General features: G+C 73.4%; 21 protein-coding genes. 10 read left to right on the forward strand and 11 right to left on the reverse strand.

Annotated elements, in window-relative coordinates; genetic code table 11:
* Positions 1–42: 42 nt before the first annotated feature.
* Positions 43–471 (forward strand): DUF2267 domain-containing protein, encoded by a 429-nt coding sequence (locus ACZ31C_RS29890; protein ID WP_396747742.1) that lies wholly within the window; start codon positions 43–45, stop codon positions 469–471.
* Between the two features lie 54 nt (positions 472–525).
* Here the strand turns inward: ACZ31C_RS29890 and ACZ31C_RS29895 are convergent, their stop codons facing one another.
* Entirely contained in the window at positions 526–1,293 is a 768-nt protein-coding gene (locus ACZ31C_RS29895) for a PIG-L deacetylase family protein (protein ID WP_465798113.1), read from the reverse strand.
* Between the two features lie 154 nt (positions 1,294–1,447).
* Between ACZ31C_RS29895 and ACZ31C_RS29900 the strand changes: the two genes are divergently transcribed.
* The gene (locus ACZ31C_RS29900) at positions 1,448–1,753 is read left to right on the forward strand and encodes a hypothetical protein (protein ID WP_465798114.1); all 306 of its coding nucleotides are present in this window, start codon (positions 1,448–1,450) and stop codon (positions 1,751–1,753) included.
* Positions 1,754–1,756: 3 nt separating this feature from the next.
* A complete protein-coding gene (locus tag ACZ31C_RS29905) occupies positions 1,757–3,109 on the forward strand; it encodes a cupin domain-containing protein (RefSeq protein WP_465798115.1) in 1,353 nt (450 codons plus the stop codon).
* Positions 3,110–3,218: 109 nt separating this feature from the next.
* Here ACZ31C_RS29905 and ACZ31C_RS29910 read toward each other — a convergent pair whose 3' ends face one another.
* The 5 genes from ACZ31C_RS29910 to ACZ31C_RS29930 all read right to left on the reverse strand — a co-directional run bounded on the left by ACZ31C_RS29910 (position 3,219) and on the right by ACZ31C_RS29930 (position 8,402).
* Positions 3,219–3,881 (reverse strand): hypothetical protein, encoded by a 663-nt coding sequence (locus ACZ31C_RS29910; protein WP_465798116.1) that lies wholly within the window; start codon positions 3,879–3,881, stop codon positions 3,219–3,221.
* Positions 3,878–6,547 (reverse strand): FtsK/SpoIIIE domain-containing protein, encoded by a 2,670-nt coding sequence (locus tag ACZ31C_RS29915; protein WP_465798117.1) that lies wholly within the window; start codon positions 6,545–6,547, stop codon positions 3,878–3,880. Before ACZ31C_RS29915 ends, ACZ31C_RS29910 begins: the two co-directional genes overlap by 4 nt.
* Positions 6,540–7,574, reverse strand: coding sequence for a hypothetical protein (locus ACZ31C_RS29920; RefSeq protein ID WP_465798118.1), 1,035 nt, complete (start codon positions 7,572–7,574; stop codon positions 6,540–6,542). The genes ACZ31C_RS29915 and ACZ31C_RS29920 overlap by 8 nt, the downstream gene beginning before the upstream one ends.
* Positions 7,575–7,582: 8 nt before the next feature.
* Entirely contained in the window at positions 7,583–7,843 is a 261-nt protein-coding gene (locus ACZ31C_RS29925; RefSeq protein ID WP_131053345.1) for a hypothetical protein, read from the reverse strand.
* Between the two features lie 181 nt (positions 7,844–8,024).
* Positions 8,025–8,402, reverse strand: coding sequence for a hypothetical protein (locus tag ACZ31C_RS29930; RefSeq protein WP_465798119.1), 378 nt, complete (start codon positions 8,400–8,402; stop codon positions 8,025–8,027).
* A gap of 147 nt (positions 8,403–8,549) precedes the next feature.
* On the opposite strand from ACZ31C_RS29930, the gene ACZ31C_RS29935 reads away from it, so the two are divergent.
* From ACZ31C_RS29935 to ACZ31C_RS29945, 3 genes are read left to right on the forward strand one after another with little or no spacing between them, the layout of a single operon-like run.
* The gene (locus tag ACZ31C_RS29935) at positions 8,550–11,105 is read left to right on the forward strand and encodes an ATP-dependent Clp protease ATP-binding subunit (protein ID WP_465798120.1); all 2,556 of its coding nucleotides are present in this window, start codon (positions 8,550–8,552) and stop codon (positions 11,103–11,105) included.
* Positions 11,106–11,140: 35 nt separating this feature from the next.
* A complete protein-coding gene (locus ACZ31C_RS29940) occupies positions 11,141–11,305 on the forward strand; it encodes a hypothetical protein (protein ID WP_350697378.1) in 165 nt (54 codons plus the stop codon).
* Complete coding sequence (locus ACZ31C_RS29945; RefSeq protein WP_396747769.1) at positions 11,305–11,655, forward strand: DUF3140 domain-containing protein; 351 nt, start codon at positions 11,305–11,307, stop codon at positions 11,653–11,655. Before ACZ31C_RS29940 ends, ACZ31C_RS29945 begins: the two co-directional genes overlap by 1 nt.
* A gap of 120 nt (positions 11,656–11,775) precedes the next feature.
* Here ACZ31C_RS29945 and ACZ31C_RS29950 read toward each other — a convergent pair whose 3' ends face one another.
* The 3 genes from ACZ31C_RS29950 to ACZ31C_RS29960 form a co-directional block, all read right to left on the reverse strand.
* Positions 11,776–12,012: a hypothetical protein gene (locus ACZ31C_RS29950; RefSeq protein ID WP_131053341.1), complete on the reverse strand. Its 237-nt coding sequence runs from the start codon at positions 12,010–12,012 to the stop codon at positions 11,776–11,778.
* 38 nt (positions 12,013–12,050) lie between these two features.
* Positions 12,051–13,046: a LysR family transcriptional regulator gene (locus tag ACZ31C_RS29955; RefSeq protein ID WP_396747772.1), complete on the reverse strand. Its 996-nt coding sequence runs from the start codon at positions 13,044–13,046 to the stop codon at positions 12,051–12,053.
* Between the two features lie 77 nt (positions 13,047–13,123).
* Positions 13,124–13,723 carry a hemerythrin domain-containing protein gene (locus tag ACZ31C_RS29960; RefSeq protein WP_465798121.1) on the reverse strand — a complete coding sequence of 200 codons (600 nt, stop codon included), beginning with the start codon at positions 13,721–13,723 and terminating at the stop codon, positions 13,124–13,126.
* A 107-nt stretch (positions 13,724–13,830) separates the two neighbouring features.
* Here ACZ31C_RS29960 and ACZ31C_RS29965 point away from each other — a divergent pair, with 107 nt between their 5' ends.
* Positions 13,831–15,159, forward strand: a complete 1,329-nt coding sequence (locus ACZ31C_RS29965) for a M20/M25/M40 family metallo-hydrolase (RefSeq protein WP_465798122.1) — start codon at positions 13,831–13,833, stop codon at positions 15,157–15,159.
* Positions 15,160–15,178: 19 nt separating this feature from the next.
* Positions 15,179–15,832, forward strand: a complete 654-nt coding sequence (locus ACZ31C_RS29970; protein WP_350697383.1) for a hypothetical protein — start codon at positions 15,179–15,181, stop codon at positions 15,830–15,832.
* A 90-nt stretch (positions 15,833–15,922) separates the two neighbouring features.
* Here ACZ31C_RS29970 and ACZ31C_RS29975 read toward each other — a convergent pair whose 3' ends face one another.
* Positions 15,923–16,117 (reverse strand): DUF5703 family protein, encoded by a 195-nt coding sequence (locus ACZ31C_RS29975; RefSeq protein ID WP_396747781.1) that lies wholly within the window; start codon positions 16,115–16,117, stop codon positions 15,923–15,925.
* Between the two features lie 58 nt (positions 16,118–16,175).
* Positions 16,176–17,147, reverse strand: coding sequence for an aldo/keto reductase (locus ACZ31C_RS29980; RefSeq protein ID WP_350697385.1), 972 nt, complete (start codon positions 17,145–17,147; stop codon positions 16,176–16,178).
* 147 nt (positions 17,148–17,294) lie between these two features.
* Between ACZ31C_RS29980 and ACZ31C_RS29985 the strand changes: the two genes are divergently transcribed.
* Together ACZ31C_RS29985 and ACZ31C_RS29990 are read left to right on the forward strand one after the other, a co-directional pair.
* Positions 17,295–18,347 carry an LLM class F420-dependent oxidoreductase gene (locus ACZ31C_RS29985; RefSeq protein ID WP_350697386.1) on the forward strand — a complete coding sequence of 351 codons (1,053 nt, stop codon included), beginning with the start codon at positions 17,295–17,297 and terminating at the stop codon, positions 18,345–18,347.
* Positions 18,344–19,180, forward strand: coding sequence for an undecaprenyl-diphosphate phosphatase (locus ACZ31C_RS29990; RefSeq protein WP_396747787.1), 837 nt, complete (start codon positions 18,344–18,346; stop codon positions 19,178–19,180). The genes ACZ31C_RS29985 and ACZ31C_RS29990 overlap by 4 nt, the downstream gene beginning before the upstream one ends.
* Positions 19,181–19,281 lie beyond the last annotated feature (101 nt).

Consider the following 19,281-nt stretch of genomic DNA (forward strand, 5'->3'; position numbering starts at 1 on the left):
ACGACGACCGACGGTGGGAGACCGACCTACGGGGGTGGACTGATGTCTGAGCGGTTCGAGTCGGCGGTCGAGTCCTCGATGGACAAGACCATCCTGATCCTCAAGGACATCGAGCAGGCGTACGGGTGGCCCAAGGCGCAGCGCAACCAGTCGTACGCGGCGCTGCGCACGGTGCTGCACCTGCTGCGCGACCGGATGCCGGTGCAGGAGAGCGTGGAGTTCTCCGCCCAGCTGCCGATGGTGGTGCGCGGCATCTACTTCGAGGGCTGGCAGCCCTCCGACGTACCGATCAAGCTGAACCGGGACGACTTCCTGTACGAGGTCCGCCAGGGCTTCCCGTACGACGTGCAGGGCGGCCCGGAGCGCGTGGTCCAGGTGGTGCTGGACACCCTGCGTCGGCACATCACGCAGGGCGAGTGGGACGAGGTGAAGGACACCATGCCCGACGACCTCGCCCAGATCATGCCCTGACCCGGACACCGGCAGCACCGGCCCGCCCCACCGCGCGTGGAGCGGGCCGGTCGGCTACCAGAGGTCGAAGTGGAACACCTCGAACGAGGTGCCGTAGCGCACGCCCAACCGGCTCCCCACCGGCCGCGCGCCGCCTTCCAGGAACTCCTCGGCGTCGAAGCTGCCGTCACCCAGCCCGGTCAGGTACGCCTCGTGCGCCTGCAGCGACGCCACCCCCTGCGCGAACGTCTCGGTGGTGTCCACCCCGTGCTCGGCGCGCGGCGACGAGGCCGCCCACACCTGACGTACGCCACCCCATGGCTCGATCCCGTCGGTCAACTGCTCCGGGAAGATCCACCGGTTGCCGGCGTCCCGGACCGCGTCCAGCGTGGCCTGGCCCACGGCGATGTGGTCGGCCTGGTTGAGGGTGACCGCGCCGTCCCAGGTCTCCCGGAAGTTGTTCGTGATGACGATCTCCGGGCGGTGCCGACGCACCACGGCCGCCAGCTCCCGCCGCAGCGGTACGCCGTACTCCAGGATCCCGTCGGGCAGGCCGAGGAACTCGACGACGTCCACGCCGACCAGCTCCGCCGAGACGCGCTGCTCCTGCTCGCGTACCGTGCGGGCCTGCTCCGGAGCCATCCCGTCGATGCCCGCCTCGCCGCTGGTCACCAGGCAGTACACCACCTGCTTGCCCTGGCCGGTCCAGCGGGCGATCGCGGCGGCGGCACCGAACTCCAGGTCGTCCGGGTGCGCCACGATCGCCAGCGCACGCTGCCAGTCCTCGGTCACCGGGGTCAGCGGCGTGTCCATCGGCACCTCCATCCGGTCGGGTCCGTCCATCCTGCCACCCGCCGCACCCAGGAACGGCACGTGTGGACAGGTTCCGGCGTCTACGGTGGGGTGCAGTGTGGTTAGAGAAGATCGGGCGCGGGGTAACACCCGCCGCACGACGCACCCGACCAACGGCGGGGGCGGGTTGATCCGAGGGAGCACGATGCCACTCAACGACGATGACATGCAGACCAGCAGCGGCGGCGGGCTCGAGGGTCCGGCCGACGGCGGGGCGACCCCGGGCCAGCACGATGGTGGCGCGGACGGTAGCGCCGAGGGTCCGGCCGACGGCGGGGCCACTCCGGGCCAGCACGATGGTGGCGCGGACGGCAGCGCCGAGGGTCCGGCCGACGGCGGGGCCACTCCGGGCCAGCACGACGGTGGCGCGGACGGCAGCGCCGAGGGTCCGGCCGACGGCGGCGCGACTCCGGGCCAGCACGACGGTGGCGCCGACGGCGCCGCGCGATAGGCGATGACGCGACTCGACCCGCCGGGCGGCCACGGCCGCCCGGCGGTCCCGTCCGTACCCCCGGAAGCGGCACCCCGCGACACCGCAGCCCCGCATGGAGTCGCCGAGGCGGCGGCACCCGGCAGCGGATCGGCGTCGACCGCCGAGGCGGCGTTGGCCCGGTGCGTCAGTGTCGAGCCGGCCAAGTTCGCCGCCGCGCACTGGGGGCAGACCCCGCTGCTGTCCCGCGCCGCCGAGCTGCCCAATCCGGTGGGCTTCACCGACCTGCTCAGCCCCGCCGACGCCGACGAGCTGCTCAGTCGGCGCGGTCTGCGTACCCCCTTCCTGCGGGTGGCCAAGGACGGCCAGGTGCTGCCGGCGGCGCGCTACACCGGCGGCGGCGGTGCCGGCGCCGAGATCGGCGACCAGGTCCTCGACGAGAAGGTCATGCGGTTGTACGCCGACGGGGCCACCCTCGTCCTGCAGGGCCTGCACCGCACCTGGCCGGCGCTGATCGACTTCACCCGTGACCTCAGCCTGGCCGTCGGCCAGCCGATGCAGGTCAACGCCTATCTGACGCCGGCGGGCAACCAGGGCTTCGCCACCCACTACGACACCCACGACGTCTTCGTGCTCCAGGTCGACGGCCGCAAGCACTGGCGCATTCACCCGCCGGTGCTGCCCGATCCGCTGGAACGCCAGCAGTGGGGCGGCCGGGCCGACGAGGTCACCGCCACCGCTGCGGGCGAACCCGCACTCGACGTGGTGCTCGAACCAGGAGACGCGCTCTATCTGCCCCGGGGCTGGCTGCACAGCGCCCAGGCCCAGGACGCGAGCTCCCTGCACCTGACCGTCGGCATCCGCGCGCTGACCCGGTACGCCATGGTGGAGGAGTTGCTCGCGCTGGCCGCCGAGGACCGACGGCTGCGGGCCACCCTGCCGTTCGGCACCGACCTGGCCGACCCGGACGCCATCGAGCCGGAGCTGACCGAGACCGTGGAGGCGCTGCGCGACTGGTTGCTGCGGGCGGACCCGACCGAGGTCGCGGCCCGACTGCGGCAGCGCGCCTGGCCGGCGTCGCGTCCGGCGCCGCTGCGACCGCTCGCGCAGGCCGCCGCGATCGCCGCGCTGGACGCCGACAGTCGGGTCACCGTCCGTCCCGGACTGCGTCGACAGCTCGACGAGCACGGCGAGCAGGTGGTGCTGCGGCTGTTCGACCGCACCGTCACGCTGCCCGCGCAGTGCGCTCCGGCGCTGCGGGTGCTGCTCGCGGGGGAGGCCGTCCGGGTCGGTGACCTGCCCGGCCTCGACGACGACGCCGACCGTCTCACCCTGACCCGCCGCCTGCTGCGCGAGGCCGTCCTGGTCCCCGCCTGATCGCACACCCCGGGCCGCGCCCCGGGCCTCGTCGACGTCGTGACCACCCGGGCCGGTCACGACGCGGCGGGGCCACCGGGCCCGGTCACGGCGGGGGCCGCCGGCCGACTCAGGTCACGATCAGCAGGAGCAGCGTGGTGACCAGGCCGGCGGCGACCACCACGATCACCGGACGCGGGCTCAGCACCGCGTGCCGCCGGTCGGCGATCACCCGGGCCGGTACCAGCCCGATCACCGGACCGAGCAGCGACAGCACCAGCGCCAGCACCGGCAGACCCACGGCCAGCTCACCGTCGGCACGCCCACCCAGCGCCCGGGCGGACGCACCCAGCGCGTACGCGAGAACCCCGCCGACCACTCCGCAGAGTGCCAGCAGCGGGTTCACGCTGTTCGGCAACTCGCCCGGCTGGCGGGTGCGGCGCAGCAAGTCCCGCGCGGTGTCCAGCAGCGGCATCGGGTCGCCGGCGGCCTCCAGGTCCGGTGCCGGTGGCGTGCCCGCCCGCCGCCCGCCACCGCCCAGCCGGCTGTTCAGCTCCTGCCACAGCACCGCCGACTCGGCGTCCACCAGCTCCTGCGACTCACGGGCCGCGGCCAGCTCCCGCTCGGCCCGGTTGACCTCGTCGGCCGACTCGGCCACCGCCCGGTCGGCCGCCGCGCACTGCTGGTCGTACCAGGCGTTCGCCTCGGCACGCTGCTCCCGCACCCGGGCGGTCAGCTCGGCGAGCCGCCGGAGCTGGGCCGCGTAGGTCTCACTGGTCACCGGTTCGTTCATCGGGCCGGTCCGTAGGGGATGATGGTCTGCCCGGTACGGTGCACCGCCCGGTCGAAGAAGAGTCCCCGCCACGGCCGGGGATACCAGTCCGGCCCGCCGCTGCCCGGATACAACGGCCCGCTCAGGTCCCCGCCGTGGGTGTCCAGGGCCACCCAGGCGCCGATCTGGTCGGTGCGGGCGCCGGTGCCACCCAGGTCGGCCTTCATCCGCGCCACCCCCCGCCACCAGGCCAGCACGTGGGTACGCCGTTCCGGGCCGTCGTGCAGGATCCTTCGCAGGTGTTCCAGCCCGGTGGACCTGCCGGCCTTGGCGGCGAGCGCGCCCGACGCCGCGTCGACGGCGAACAGCAGCAGATAGTGCGGGGCGCCGCCGCTGCCCGGCCCACCGATGCCCGCGGCGGTCTCGGCCATCAGCTCGGCCACCGTCTCCTCGTCGTACCAGGCCGCGTCGTCGGCGAGGTCCTCGTAGAGCGCCCTGGCCGCCGGGTCGGCGTCCGGGTCCAGGCAGGCGATGGAGAACCGGGCGGTGCCGGGCCGATGCTGCCGGGCCAACGAGCGGGCCGCCGCGTCCAGCACCGCACACGCCTCGTCGATCCGGGTACCCAGCACCGCCAGGTTGCGTCCGGGGGCGCGGGGCAGCCGCAGCGCCGCCGACCGGGCCTGCACGTCGATGATCTCGCCGAGCAGCGCGACCGGGCCGCGCGGCGTACCGACCTCCGGCGGGGTCAGCGCCCGGAAGTCCGGCGCCTCGGCCAGCCTCGGGATCGCGTCGCCGTCGAAGAGACGGGCCGGTGCCGCCTCGGCCGGGCGCATCCGCCACAGCCGGTGCTGCAACTCGCTCCAGGTCTCCCACTCACTGGCCGACGGGATCCGGGCCACCTCGTTGCCCTCCGGCAGCCCCGACTCGGCATTGACCACCGCGTGGAACTTCGGCAACGACTGCGCGGCGTCGTTGCGTTCGGCGAGGATGCGCAGCGCCTTGGGCAGCGCGATGCGCAGGGTGAACTGGGCGACCAACGCCGGACGGCCCCACAGCGCCTCGATGCCGCGTACGTCCTGCGAGGCCAGCACCAGGTGGATGCCCTGCGAGCGGCCCCGACGGGCCAGGTCCTCCAGCAGGTCGGCCGCCTCCCGGGCCACCGCGTCCCGGCCCGCCAGCAGCATCTGGAACTCGTCGACCACCGCCACGATCCGGGGCCAGTGCCCGGTCGGGTCCACCGTGCGCAGCTCGGCCAGCTTGGTGACCTCGTGCTTCTTCGCCGCGTCGGCCCGTCGGCGCAGCTCCTCGGCGAGGAAGCGCAGCAACGCCAGGCCGAACTCACGGTCGGTGTTGACGTTGATGCCGACCAGCCGCATGTGCGGCAGCCAGCTCGGGTCCCGCCGTCCCTTGGCGAACCGGGCGAAGGACACCCCCTCCTTGAAGTCGAGCAGATAGAACTCCAGCTCGGCGGGGGAGTAGCGGGCGGCGAGCGCACCGATCCAGGCGAAGATCAGGTTGGTCTTGCCGGTGCCGGACGGGCCACCGATCAACGCGTGCGGCGGATAGTCACCGAGGGTCAGCAGCACCGGCCGGCCCTGCGGCCCCTCGCCGATCGGCGCGGTCAACCCGGTCGCCGAATCCTCCTGCCACATCTGCTCCGCAGGCGGCAGCAGGTCGGTGAAGGGGGTGGGTGCCGGACCGGCGCTGACCACCGAGGCGATCTGTCGGCAGGTCTCGGTGACCAGGGTGGCCGGCGGCGGCGGGTCGAGGCGTACCGGCAGGGTGCCGACCCGGGCGCCGTCGGCGGTGACCGCGATCCGGGTCAGCGCCGCGTCGTCGGGCAGCGGCACCCCGCGCACGATCAGGTGGACGCCGCAGGCCACCCCGGCGCGTACCACCCGGTCGAGCTGGCCGCGTTCGTGCCGGGACAGCTCGTCGCCGCCGAGCAGCACCGCCACCCGCCACGGCTCCGGCCGACGGCCGGTCGCGGCGGCCAGCTCCCGCAGCGAGGCGTGCTCACCGGCGAGCACCGTCTCGTTGATCCGGCGGATCTGCTCCACCAGGTCGTCCAGCAACCGGCCCAGGCCACCGGGGCCGACGAAGGTGAGCAGCCCGGCGGTGCCCAGCGGGGCGAACCCGGCGAGCCCGCCGCCGAGCTGGTCCGGGTCGTAGCCGACCACCCGGACGGTGCCGGGCGCGGCCCGGCCGAGGCTGCGCAGCAGCAGTGCCGACACCACGGCGGCGCAGCCTTCCGGGTCGCCGTCGAGCGCGACGTGTCCACCGTCGAGCAGCGACACCAGCGCCGGCACCGGCTCGGCGTCGGGCAGCCGGATGGTGCCCACCCGGGTGGCGCCCGGTGGCTCGCCACGGGTCGCCGGAGTGGGGCGCCACCCTGGCCAGTCCGCCGATCCGGCGCCCGGCGCCTCCCGGGTCGCCGCCTCGGCGGCCCGCCGGGCGAGGGTGGCCAGCCGCGAGGTGTGCCGGGCGTCGATCTCGGCGAGCCGCCGGTCCCGTTCGGCGCCCACCCGCTCCGGTACGCCGGCCGCGGCGCGACGGACCCGCACCGCCCGCTCGCGGGCAGCGGCCAGCGTCGTCTGGGCCGTGGTGGACCGGGCACGGGACGCGCCGAGCGCCTCGGCGAGCAGTTCCCGGACCCGGGCGACCAGCTGGCTGCGCCGGTCAGCCATCGACACCGTGTCCCGGTCGACCCGGACGGAATCCGCCGAACGGTCTTGCGGCGGCGGTGCCCGGCTTGGAACCGCCGTTCGTGCTCGCGCGGGGTGTGCTCGCGCGGGGTGTGCCGCCGGTGTTAGCAGGGGACCCCTTCACTACCTCAGGCGTTAGTACGGGGCCCTTCCTTTCACGGTCGTCGGCGGGCAGGTCGCGTCCGAGGCGGTCGAGCAGGACGCCGGTGAGCACCCCGGCGGTGACCGCCGGGTCAGCGGCGTGCGGCTGTTCGTCCTCGCCCCGGCGCGGTGGAGGCATCCGGCAGACCCGGGTCAGCAGCGTGTCCAGCACCGGGGCGGGCAGGCCGGGGAGCAGGTCCCGGACCCGGCCGTCCAGCTCGCGGCGCAGCCGGGACAGGTCGTCGCTGCGCGGCGGGTGGCCGAGCAGTTCGGCGGCGAGGTCGCGCAGCATCGGCGGGGCCACCGCGGCCAACCCCAGACCGACGTCGGCGTGCGCGCCGCGCAGGTCGCGGTGCAGCCCGTCGCGGTCGCCGGAGCGGACTCCGCGGACCACGCGGCGTAGCAGCTCCTGCGAGTCGGTAATGCGCTCGTCGGGTTCCTCGGCCGGGCCCTCCCGGCCGCCGGTCAGCTCCGCCACCCGCACCGACCACCAGCGGCGCAGCCGCACCTCACCGGGGGCCTCCGGGGCGTCGGCCACCGGCTCGACGGCCCGGGGGGCGTCGTGGGCCGGGCGACGCTCCTGGTCACCGACCGGCGGCGGCGCGGCGCCGTCGGGGGCCAGCCCGATCGCGGCCAGGTACGCGGTGAGCTGCTCCTGGGCGACGCGCAGCGCGTACCCGGCGGTCTCGGCGTGCTCGGTGGCGGCGGACAGCTCCGGCACGCCCAACGGGTTGGCGGACTCCTGCCGGACCCAGCGCAGCCGCTCGGAGGCCAGCCCGAACTTCTCCAGCGCCTGCCCGAGCAGACCCAGGGGAAGATCCTCGGCGGCGGCCCGGACCTGTGCGCCGACGTCCTCGACGATGGACACGCCCGCCCCTACAGCGTCGCGACGTACTGCTGGGCCTGCTCGACCGCGACGAGCGTCGCGGCGAGGCACTCCTCCAACTCCTGGCTGGCCTGCGTCAACGACGCCTGGGCCGCCTCGACGGTGGTGTGGCCGCTGCCCTCCAACGCGCCGGCCAACGTCTGTTGCGCCTCGGCCAGTTTCTCGCCGGCGGCCTGCACGGCGCTCTGGCCGTCACCGATCTGCTGGAGCGCGACATCGATGGCTGCCTTGAGCTCGGCGACGCTCGCCACGCGGAACCTCCTGGGGGCGGGGAGGACTCCATTAGAGCCTATGCCGGTCGGGGGACGAACATACCCTGTCAGTGTTGCTGCCCTACTGACCGGTTGTCGACCGCAGGCGCGGCGAGTCCGATTCGTGGGACCCGGGGTCGGAGGATCACGCAGGGCGACCGCCCCGGCCGCGCCCGCCCGGTCAGCCGCGCAGCCAGCGCGGACCGTACACCTCCGCACCGAGCGCGGTGACCCGGTCCCGCAGCGCCCGGTCGGCGGTGACCACCACCCGTCGCCGGTCGCCGCCGGTGGCCACCAGCTCGACCACGGCGTCGTCGCCGCAGCCGTCGGCCGCGACCACCCGGACCCCGTCGACGCCGGGTACGTCCCGCGCGGCGCCCTCCACCACCAGCACCACCTCGACCGGTGGGGACACCTCCGGCGGTACGCCGCGCCCGCCCACCGGAACCAGCGTGTCCCGCAGTCGGGCGGTGGCCCCGGCCCGGTCCCGCCACCAGCCGTCCGGGCGGGACCCGACGACGTTGGCGGCGTCCACGATCAGCAGCGGCGTCGACTCCATCCGCCCACCCTGCCATCCACCCGAGCGCCCTGCCCTCCGGCACGCCCGACGGGGTGCCGCCCCGGCCGGTGCCCGCCCGTGGCGTTTGTCCGGCCTGGGGCCGGGTAGCCCGTGCCGACCGTCTCGCGCCGACCGCGGAGGACAGAGATGATTGGACCCGGCGACTTCGGCTCCGACCCGTGGGACGAGTTCCTGGCGCGGTACTTCGGCCGGGGCGAGGGCGGACGACGTCCCGCGCACCGGGTCGACATCACCCGGCTGATGACCGCCGACGCCCGCGAGATGCTGGCCGACGCGGCACGCCGGGCCGCCCAGAAGCAGAGCAGCGACCTGGACACCGACCATCTGCTCTGGGCGGCGCTGCAACGCGAGCCACTGCGGGACCTGGTACGCCGGGCCGGCGCCGACCCGGACACGCTGCTCAACGCGCTGGGCGGACGCGCCGACGGCGCCCCGCAGGGCGACGTGCCGCCCAACCTGTCGCTCACCCCGGCAGCCAAGCGGGCGCTCCTCGACGCCCACCAGCTCTCCCGGGCGATGGGAGCGAACTACATCGGCCCCGAGCACATCCTGATGGCGTTGCCGCTCAACCCGGAGTCGCCGGCCGGCCGGATGCTCGCCGCGGGCCGGATCCAACCGGAGTCGTTGCAGGCCGCCAACGCCGAACGCGGACCGATGACCAACCCGCGACCGGACCGGGGCACCCCCACCCTCGACCAGTACGGCCAGGACCTCACCGACCTGGCCCGCAACGACCAGATCGACCCGGTGATCGGGCGCGCCGACGAGATCGAGCAGGCGGTGGAGATCCTGTCCCGGCGGACCAAGAACAACCCGGTCCTGATCGGCGAGGCGGGCGTCGGCAAGACCGCGATCGTGGAGGGCCTGGCCGAGCGGATCTGCGACGGCGACGTGCCGCAGACCCTGCTCGGCAAGCGGGTCGTCCAGCTCGACCTGGCCGGGCTGGTCGCCGGAACCCGCTACCGGGGCGACTTCGAGGAACGCCTGAAGAAGGTGATCGACGAGATCCGGGCGCACCGCGACGAGCTGATCATCTTCCTGGACGAGATCCACACCCTGGTCGGTGCGGGCGGCGCGGGCAGCGAGGGCGGCATGGACGCGTCCAACATGCTCAAGCCCGCTCTGGCCCGGGGCGAGTTGCGGGTGATCGGCGCGACCACGCTGGACGAGTACCGCCGCAGCATCGAGAAGGACGCCGCGCTGGCCCGACGGTTCCAGCCGGTCTTCGTGCCGGAGCCGACCGTCGAGGACACCGTGGCCATCCTGCGCGGTCTGCGGGACCGCTACGAGGCCCATCACCAGGTGCGGTTCACCGACGAGGCGCTGGTCACCGCCGCCGAGCTGTCCGACCGGTACGTCACCGACCGCTTCCTGCCCGACAAGGCGATCGACCTGATCGACCAGGCCGGCGCCCGGGTCCGGTTGCGCACCCGTACCCCCGCCGCCGACGTCCGCGACCTGGAGCAGCAGCTCGAGGAGGTACGCCGGGACAAGGAGCAGGCGGTCGCCGACGAGCAGTACGAGCGCGCCTCCACGCTGCGCGACCGGGTCGCCGATCTGGAACGGCAGGTGCAGCGCGCCCGGGGTGAGGACGGCAACGACAACCAGGTGCCCGAGGTGGGGCCGGACGAGATCGCCGAGGTGGTCTCCCGGGCCACCGGCATCCCGGCCAGCCAGCTCACCGAGGAGGAACGGGACCGGCTGCTGCGCCTGGAGGGCCAACTGCACGAGAAGGTCGTCGGGCAGGACGACGCGGTCGGGGCGGTCGCCGAGGCGGTCCGCCGCTCCCGGACCGGCCTGGCCGACCCGAACCGGCCGATGGGCAGCTTCCTCTTCCTCGGCCCCACCGGCGTGGGCAAGACCGAACTCGGCCGGGCCCTGGCCGAGGCGCTGTTCGGTGAGGCCGACCGGATGGTGCGGGTGGACATGAGCGAGTTCCAGGAACGGCACACGGTGAGCCGGTTGGTCGGTGCCCCGCCCGGCTACGTCGGGTACGAGGAGGCCGGCCAGCTCACCGAGGCGGTGCGCCGCCGCCCGTACGCGGTGGTGCTGCTGGACGAGATCGAGAAGGCCCACCCCGACGTCTTCAACATCCTGTTGCAGGTGCTCGACGACGGGCGGCTCACCGACAGCCAGGGGCGGACGGTGAACTTCAAGAACACCGTACTGATCATGACGAGCAACCTGGGCTCGGAGCTGATCACCGGCAGCCAGCGCGCGGTCGGGTTCGGCGCCGGTGCGCCCGGCAGCGAACAGGAGAGCGACGAGCTGCGGGAGCGGCTGATGCGTCGGCTCCAGGAGAACTTCCGGCCGGAGTTCCTCAACCGCATCGACGAGGTCATCATCTTCCGCCGGCTGGAGGCCGAGCAGTTGCGGCAGATCACCGGCCTGCTGCTGGAGGAGACCCGGCGGCGGCTGCACGCCCAGGACATCGAGGTGGACTTCACCACGGCCGGGGTGGACTGGCTGGCCGAGCACGGCTACCAGCCCGAGTTCGGCGCCCGGCCGCTGCGTCGGGTGATCCAGCGGGAGGTGGACAACCACCTGTCCCGGATGCTGCTGGAGCAGCAGCTCTCGCCCGGTCAGAAGGTCACCGTGGACGCCCGGGACGGTCGGCTCGCCTTCGACGTGGCGGCCGGCGCGCGTGGGCACGCCACGGCCAGCACCACCCACCCCCGCTGACCGGCCCGGCACCGACGATCGGAGAGGGCTAGGCGATGACGGAACCGGACGAGGCCCGGGACGACGAACGCAGCGACCCGATCCTGGCGCCGCCGACCGCCAACCCGGCCCGGGTGCAGGTGCCGGCGGAGGGGCTGGGCGGGCAGACCGACGAGGGGCACCCGGACGACGCCGGGTCACCGCCCGGAGAGGAGGCGTGATGGCACGCGAGCAGCGACTCGACCCCGAGGTGGAGGTGCTCTGGGAGGACTTCCACGCCGAGGTCAACGTGCCCTCCGAGCAGCTACGGCAGTGGCTGCTGACCCGGGGCTCCGGCGAGGAGGCGTTCGGCCCCGACCCGGACCTGAACCTGCCCGAGCCGGGCCGGCAGATCCTCGCCGTGCTGCGCAAGCGCAAGGTGGACCTGACGCCCGAGGACGTCGAGGTGATGCGGGAGGCGGTGGAGCGGATCCGCTCACTGACCGCGGAGAAGCCGCGCCGGGGCAACGCCGACGACGAGTGGCGGCACTCCCTGCTCGACCTCGGCCACGACGTCCTCGTCGAACGCTGACGTCCTCGTCGTGCGCCGACGCCGGTTCGGGCGGGCGCGGGGTGCGCGTGGTGTGAGGAGGGGTCCCCTGCTATGCCGGAGGCGTTAGCAGGGGACCCCTCCTTTCACACCGGCCGAGCGTCACTCGCTCTCCAGGCTGCCGATGGTCAGGCCGACGGCCTCACCGGCGGCCTGACGCTCGGCGCGGGTCTGCTCCTCCCGGGTGATCAGGTTGGCGTACTCGGCCAGGTCCGCCGGGTCGGGCACCTCCGGCACCCGGCGCAGGAACGCTTCCACCTCCCGGACGGCGGCGGTGTGCGCGGCGGCGGCGCGGCGCAGCACCTCACGGTCGTCGGCGGCGGGATAGAGGTCGGTCATGTCGCGCCGCATACCCGCCGTCGGCCGGTTCGCACCCGTCAGGCGCTTCGCAGCCCCCGGTCGGCCGTCGCCGCCGGGCGGCGTACCCCGAAGGCCGGATTACCGAGCAGCCAGGCCAGGTACGCCGGATGCGGCGCCAGCGCGTCCGTGTACGCCACCAGCGCCGTGTCCAGCACCAGCTCGGCCATCCGGGCGGCGGGCGACTCCGGGTGCCAGCCCAGCATCAGCCGCCAGCGCAGCGGGCTGCCGGCCAGTCGCCGGGTCACCAGCCCCGCCACCGGCCGGAACGTGGCCTGGCACAACGCCACCGCCTCCCCGGCGTCCACCAGGTCGATGCAGCCGCGCACGTCGGCCTCGTACAGCTTGCGCGGGGTGAAGCCGGCCCGGGCGCAGGCGGCGGCGAAACAGTCGCCGAAGCAGCCGTCGCCCGGTGCCGCCACCCACTGCTCGTGCCGCAGCTCGGCCAACGCCACCTCGCTGCGCCCGGCCAGCGGATGGGTCTCCGGCAACAGCACCATCACCGGGTCGACGGCCACCTCCCGCCAGCTCAACCCGTAGTCCGCCGACGGGGTGGAGTCGCCGCACACCCCAGTCAACGCGTAGTCCAGCCGTCCACCGGCGACCAGTTGCGCCAGTTCGTCGACCGACCAGGACGCGTACGTGGTGATCTGGGCCTGTGGCTGTTCGGCGGCGAGCCGGTGCACCAGCCGGCCCAGGATCGGGCTGTTCACCCCGCCGAAGCGGTAGCGGCGCGGGGCGTCGCCGGCCCCGGCCAGCCGGGCCGCCTCGTCCTGGAGTCCTTTCATCGCCGGCAGCAGCACCCGTGCCCGGGCGAGCACCAGCTCGCCGAGGGCGGTCGGCCGGGCGCCGCGCCGGTCCCGTTCGAACAGCGGCCCGCCGAGGGTCCGCTCGATGCGCTGGAGCTGGGCGGTCAGCGCCGGCTGCGCCAGGCCGAGCGTGGAGGCCGCCTTGGTGACGCTGCCTGTCTCGGCGATGGCGCAGACCACCCGCAGGTGCCGCAACTCCAGATTCATAGCGTGACGGTAGGGCCACGGAGCATCCGGCGGAAGGGCCCGGACGGATCAACGACCATGAACATGTCGCGGGTCACTCAGCGTTGCGGCGGCTCCGCGACCTCGCTCAGTTGGGTGTGCCGGCCGGTGACCGCGTCCCGGAACTTGTCCACCAGCGCCACCGCCGGCTCCACGATCCGGTTCCACGGGGGCGTGTGCGGGATCCCCGGGTGCGGGCGGGTCGGCGCGGCCTCCTCGGCGATCTCCAGCCGGTTGCCGAGCCGGATCAGCTCCTCCTCGGTGGCCGCCGCGCAGAGCCGCTGCACCAGGGCGTCGACCGCCGTCACGTGCGCGCCGAGCAGGTCGGCCACCATGGGCAGCCGGGCGTCGTCCAGCCCTCGCAGCGCCATCAGCAGCGCGGCGTCACCGGCCAGCACGTCGGCGACCGGCTGGTCGGCGTCCGCCAGCGCCTGCCGGATGGCGGGCAGCAGGCACTGCTCCTCGGCCGCCAGGTGCCGGGACAGCGCCGCGACCAGGATCTCCCGGCCGTGCGCGGGGTCCGGGCCGGGTTCGACCAGTCGCCGGGCCAGGCTCAGCAGCTCCTGGTGCTCCTCGGCGATGGTGGCGGCGATGCTCTGCCCGGCGGGCTGGTAACCGTCACCGGTCGACGGTGGCAGCGGCGGCAGGTGGACGGACACGGTCCCTCCTCGACTGGGCAGGCGGAGCGACGATGATATGGCACTCGGACGCGCGCGCAGTACCCGCACTCACCCGGGCCGAAACGGCCTGCTGGTATGAAGGGGCGATGACGAGCGACGCGCACCCCGCCTTCCCCGCGCCGACCGACGAGGTCGTCGACCTCTGCCGGGACCTGTTGCGCATCGACACCACCAACACCGGCGACAACGCCACCAGCGTCGGAGAGCGACTCGCCGCCGAGTACGTCGCCGAGAAGCTCGCGGAGGTCGGCATCACCCCGGAGATCCACGAGTCCGCCCCCGGGCGGGCCAACGTGATCGCCCGGATCCCCGGCGCCGACCCGAGCCGGGGCGCGCTGCTGGTGCACGGCCACCTGGACGTGGTGCCCGCCGACGCCGACGAGTGGTCGGTGCACCCGTTCTCCGGCGAGCTGCGCGACGGCTACCTGTGGGGCCGGGGCGCCATCGACATGAAGGACTTCGACGCGATGGTGCTCGCCGTGGTCCGCCACTGGCAGCGCACCGGCGTCCGCCCGCCGCGCGACATCGTGCTCGCGTACACCGCCGACGAGGAGGCCGGCAGCGAGTACGGCGCGCACTACCTCGTCAACCGGCACCGGGAGCTGTTCGACGGGTGCACCGAGGGCATCGGCGAGGTCGGCGGCTTCTCGTACACGGTGGACGAGTCGCGGCGGCTCTATCTGATCGAAACCGCGCAGAAGGGTATCGACTGGCTGCGGCTGCACGCCAAGGGGCGGCCCGGGCACGGCTCGATGGTGCACGACGACAACGCGGTGACCGCGCTGGCCGAGGCGGTGGCCCGGATCGGCCGGCATCGCTTCCCGGTGGTGGTCACCGACACCGTGCGGGCCTTCCTGGAGGAGGTCTCCGAGGTGCTCGGCATCGAGCTGGACCCGGAGGACCCGGAGACCGCCATCGCCAAGCTCGGCCCGATCGCCAACATCATCGGCGCCACCATCCGCAACACCGCCAACCCGACGCGACTCGCCGCCGGCTACAAGGACAACGTGATCCCGGGCCGGGCCAGCGCCACCATCGACTGCCGCAGCCTGCCCGGCCAGTCCGAGCTGCTGGAACGGCAGATGCGCGAGCTGGTCGGCCCGGACATCGCCATCGAATACGTGCAACGCCAGCCCGCCCTGGAGACCACCTTCGACGGGGACCTGGTCGAGGCGATGTCCGCCGCGCTCATCGCCGAGGACCCGGGTGCGCGGCCGGTGCCGTACATGCTCTCCGGCGGCACGGACGCGAAGGCTTTCGCACAGATCGGCGTACGGTGTTTCGGCTTCGCGCCGCTGCGACTGCCGGCCGACCTGAACTTCTCCGCGCTGTTCCATGGCATCGACGAGCGGGTACCGGTGGACGGACTACAGTTCGGCGTGCGGGTTCTCGACCGGTTCCTGCGCACCTGTTAGTAAGTGAGAGGGACGCCTCATGACCGACCAGCACGGTGAGCTGGAAGCCGCACTCGAGCGCGTGATCGAAGCGGCCCGCCACCACCTGGCCGCCGTCCGCGCCGCCGAGGGCCGGATCGACGACGACGACGTGTGGCAGGCGTACGTCGCGTTGAACAACGCGTCGTACGCCTACGACGAGCAACTCATGGACGCCTTCGGCGAGGTGACCCCGTGGGACGTCGAGTCGATCGACCCGAACGAGGCCGACCAGCGTTTCGGTGGCGCTGAGGGCGTGGAGCCGACCGACCCGCACCCGCAGGTGATCTCGGTACGCCAGCGCCGCGACTACCGCGTACCCAGCGTCTCCGCGCTGATCCGGGTGGCCGAGGCGGCCCGTCGCGAGGGCGCACCCGGCGAGGACCAGGTGCCGCCGGTGGAGGGCGTCGGCGAGGCGGTGCTGGAGCTGCTGCAGAGCGGCGACGGCTCGCTCGGCGCGCTCGACGTGCCGGAGCTGGAGCCGCTCGACGGCGTGGTGATGGTCAGCGAGGTCGGCACCCCGGTCGACCTGGAGTCGTTCGACGACGACGACCCGGTGGGCCCGTTCCAGCCGGCGGCCGACGACCGGCTGGTCGGCCGGCTCGACGAGCACCCGTTCATGGAGCTCGACGACGAGCACGACCACGTGCACTGACCCCACGTGTCCGTCGGTGGTGGGTACGTCTGTTGTCGCCGCAGCAGCAACAGATCTACCCACCGCCGGGTGGGCCCTGGTCGCCGCCGGTCAGTAGGACAGGCCGGGCTGCGGCGAGCCGTTCGCCAGGCGGCGGCGCAGCACCACCTGGCGGGTACCGTCGCGGAACAGCCGCACCCGGGCCAGCTCCCACCCGCTGTACTCGGCCTGGATCGCCAGTTGCGCGGCGGCGGTCAACCGGTCGACGTTCGGCGGTAACCGCAGCGGCGCGTACTCGTAGTCCATAGGCCCTATGCTGCCCATTCGGAGCTGCCGCGCGCCACCCTCCGGGCAGTTCGGCGGGTCACCCGTCGCGTTCGGGGTAGCCGACCTCCAGGGCCGAGACGTCGTCCAGCGCCGTGGTGATCTCCTCGGGCAGGGTCATCCGCTCCACCTGGAGGGCGCCGAGCAGTTGCCCGGAGGTCCGCGCGCCGAGGATCGGCGCGGTCACCCCGGGCCGGTCCCGGATCCAGGCCAGCGCCACCTCCAGTGGGGAGACCCCGAGGCCACCGGCGGCGGTGGCGACCGCCTCCACGATGCTGGAGCAGCGCGGCTCCAGGTAGGTGGCGACGAAACGCTCGAAATGGGGCGACACCGCCCGGGAGTCGGCGGGGCGGCCGTGCCGGTACTTGCCGGTGAGCACCCCCCGACCCAGCGGCGACCAGGGCAGCACGCCCAGGCCGAGCGCCTCGCAGGCCGGCAGCACCTCGCGCTCGACACCCCGTTCCAGCAGGGAGTACTCCACCTGCGCGGCGACCACCGGGGCACGTCCGGGCCAGGCCGTCTGCCAGGCCGCCGCCCGGGCGGTCTGCCAACCGGAGAAGTTCGACACGCCGACGTAGCGGACCCGCCCGCTGGCCACCGCGTGGTCCAGCGCCGCGAGGGTCTCCTCCAGCGGGGTGTCCGGGTCGTAGCCGTGCACCTGGAACAGGTCGACGTGGTCGGTACCCAGGCGTCGCAGCGAGGCGTCGAGCGTGCGCAGCAGGTGCCCCCGGGAGCCGTCACGACGCCGGGCGCCACCCGGGCGCAACCCCGCCTTCGTGGCGATGAGCAGGTCGTCGCGGGGCACCAGCGTGCCCAGCAGCGAGCCGATCACCGACTCGGCGTCGCCGTCGCCGTACACGTCGGCGGTGTCGATGAGGTTGCCACCCGCGTCGAGGTAGCTCTTCAGTTGCGCAGCGGCGTCGTCGGCGTCGGTGTCCCGGCCCCAGGTCATGGTGCCGAGCGCGAGCCGGGAAACCGCCAGCCCGCTTCGGCCGAGCGGTCGCTGTTGCATGGGTGAACCTTATTTCGAACGGGGGCCGAACCGATATCCTCGCTCCCGTCGAGTCTGCCCAGACGCACGGCGATTCGGGTGAGCCGGTGATCGTCGCGCTCGGCGGCATTGCGTAACCTGATGCGACTGCGGATGGGGGAGGACTCTGTGCGACTCGGGCTAAACCTCGGATACCAGACAGCCTGGAGCACGCCGGCGGATCATCTGGCCATGGCTCAGGAGGCGGACCGACTCGGCTACTCGGTGGTGTGGGCGGCGGAGGCGTACGGCTCCGACTCGCCGAGCATGCTCTCCTGGATGGCCGGGCAGACCGAGCGGATCGACATCGGCAGCGCGGTGATGCAGATCCCGGCCCGTACGCCCGCGATGACCGCGATGACCGCGGCGACCCTCGACGCGCTCTCCGGCGGCCGGTTCCGGCTCGGCCTGGGCGTCTCCGGCCCGCAGGTCTCCGAGGGCTGGCACGGCGTACGGTTCGGCAAGCCGCTGGCCCGCACCCGGGAGTACGTGGACATCGTGAAGCTGGCGGTGGCCCGCAAGGAGGTCGCCTACGACGGCGAGTTCTACCAGCTGCCGCTGCCCGACGGTCCCGGCAAGGCGCTGCGGCTCGGTTTCCATCCGCCGCGTGAGCACATCCCGATCTACCTCGCCGCGGTCGGTCCGAAGAACCTGGAGCTGGCTGGCGAGATCGCCGACGGCTGGCTGGCCGTCTTCTACGCCCCCGAGTTCGCCGAGGAACAGCTCTCGGCGGTACGCGCCGGCCGGGCCAAGGTCGGCAAGGAGCTGGCCGGGTTCGACGTGGTGCCGTCCGTGCCGGTCGTGGTCGGCGACGACGTCGACTCGTGCGCGCAACTGGTGCGCTGGTACGCCGCCCTCTACGTGGGCGGGATGGGCAGCCGGCAGCAGAACTTCTACAACCAGTTGGCGACCCGGATGGGGTACGGCGACGCCGCCCGCGAGGTGCAGGACCTCTACCTGGCCAAGCGGCAGCGCGACGCGGCGGCGGCGGTGCCGCTGGAGTTCATCGATCGGACGTCGCTGCTCGGCCCCAAGGAGCGGATCGCCGAGCGGATGCGCCAGTACGCCGAGTCCGGCGTCACCACCCTGTCGGTCACCCTGTTCGCCGGCGACCGGGACAGCGGGGTGCAGACCCTGCGTACCGTCGCCGAGGCGCTGGAACTCTCGGGAGTCGGGGAGTGACCTGGATCGAAGCCATCGTCCTGGGCATCGTCCAGGGCCTGACCGAGTTCCTTCCGGTCAGCTCGTCGGGGCACCTGCGGATCACCTCGGCGATCTTCTTCGACCGTGACGCCGGGGCGTCGTTCACCGCGGTCACCCAGCTCGGCACCGAAGCGGCCGTGCTGCTCTACTTCGCCAAGGACATCTGGCGCATCGGCCGTACCTGGACGGTCGGCATCTGGGACTCCTCCGTACGCTCCAGCCTCGACTACCGGATGGGCTGGTACGTCATCGTCGGCTCGATCCCGATCGGGGCGCTCGGTTTCCTGTTCAAGGACCAGATCCGGGAGACCGCCCGAAACCTGTGGGTGGTGGCCACCACCCTGATCGTGTTCGCCTTCGTGCTGGCCTTCGCCGAGTACTGGGGCCGGCAGACCCGGACGTTGAAGGACTTCCGGATGCGCGACGGCGTGGTGATGGGTTTCGCCCAGGCGATGGCGCTGATCCCCGGGGTGTCCCGGTCCGGTGCGACGCTGACCTTCGGTCTGTTCCTCAACCTGACCCGGGAGACGGCGGCCCGCTACTCGTTCCTGCTGGCCATCCCGGCGGTGGTGATGTCCGGGATCTTCAGCCTCGGGGACGTCTTCGAACCAGCGGCCCCGGGCACCTCGGCGCCCACCGTGGCGCAGATGGTGGTCGCCACGCTGATCGCCTTCGTCGTCGGGTACGCGGCCATCGCCTGGCTGCTGCGCTTCGTCGCGCACCACACCCTGTACGTCTTCGTGCTCTACCGGGTGGCGGTCGGCACGCTGGTGTTCGCCCTCCTGCTCACCGGCACCATCAGCGCCACCTGATCCTCGGATGTAAGGAAGGGTCCCCTGCTATCGCCTGGTGCATAGCAGGGGACCCTTTCTAACGTGCGGTGCTTGCGGGTGTCGCGGTGCTTGCGGGCGTC

The organism is Micromonospora sp. NPDC023869 (genome assembly GCF_055559695.1).

Bases quoted from the DNA above. Each gene is read 5' to 3' on its own strand.
- ACZ31C_RS29940 (WP_350697378.1), top strand. From the start codon at position 11,141: ATGACGGAACCGGACGAGGCCCGGGACGACGAACGCAGCGACCCGATC.
- ACZ31C_RS29950 (WP_131053341.1), bottom strand. From the start codon at position 12,012: ATGACCGACCTCTATCCCGCCGCCGACGACCGTGAGGTGCTGCGCCGC.
- ACZ31C_RS29910 (WP_465798116.1), bottom strand. From the start codon at position 3,881: ATGAACGAACCGGTGACCAGTGAGACCTACGCGGCCCAGCTCCGGCGG.
- ACZ31C_RS29955 (WP_396747772.1), bottom strand. From the start codon at position 13,046: ATGAATCTGGAGTTGCGGCACCTGCGGGTGGTCTGCGCCATCGCCGAG.
- ACZ31C_RS29915 (WP_465798117.1), bottom strand. From the start codon at position 6,547: ATGGCTGACCGGCGCAGCCAGCTGGTCGCCCGGGTCCGGGAACTGCTC.
- ACZ31C_RS29965 (WP_465798122.1), top strand. From the start codon at position 13,831: ATGACGAGCGACGCGCACCCCGCCTTCCCCGCGCCGACCGACGAGGTC.
- ACZ31C_RS29945 (WP_396747769.1), top strand. From the start codon at position 11,305: ATGGCACGCGAGCAGCGACTCGACCCCGAGGTGGAGGTGCTCTGGGAG.
- ACZ31C_RS29930 (WP_465798119.1), bottom strand. From the start codon at position 8,402: ATGGAGTCGACGCCGCTGCTGATCGTGGACGCCGCCAACGTCGTCGGG.
- ACZ31C_RS29900 (WP_465798114.1), top strand. From the start codon at position 1,448: ATGCCACTCAACGACGATGACATGCAGACCAGCAGCGGCGGCGGGCTC.
- ACZ31C_RS29905 (WP_465798115.1), top strand. From the start codon at position 1,757: ATGACGCGACTCGACCCGCCGGGCGGCCACGGCCGCCCGGCGGTCCCG.
- ACZ31C_RS29890 (WP_396747742.1), top strand. From the start codon at position 43: ATGTCTGAGCGGTTCGAGTCGGCGGTCGAGTCCTCGATGGACAAGACC.
- ACZ31C_RS29970 (WP_350697383.1), top strand. From the start codon at position 15,179: ATGACCGACCAGCACGGTGAGCTGGAAGCCGCACTCGAGCGCGTGATC.
- ACZ31C_RS29895 (WP_465798113.1), bottom strand. From the start codon at position 1,293: ATGGACGGACCCGACCGGATGGAGGTGCCGATGGACACGCCGCTGACC.
- ACZ31C_RS29935 (WP_465798120.1), top strand. From the start codon at position 8,550: ATGATTGGACCCGGCGACTTCGGCTCCGACCCGTGGGACGAGTTCCTG.
- ACZ31C_RS29975 (WP_396747781.1), bottom strand. From the start codon at position 16,117: ATGGACTACGAGTACGCGCCGCTGCGGTTACCGCCGAACGTCGACCGG.
- ACZ31C_RS29980 (WP_350697385.1), bottom strand. From the start codon at position 17,147: ATGCAACAGCGACCGCTCGGCCGAAGCGGGCTGGCGGTTTCCCGGCTC.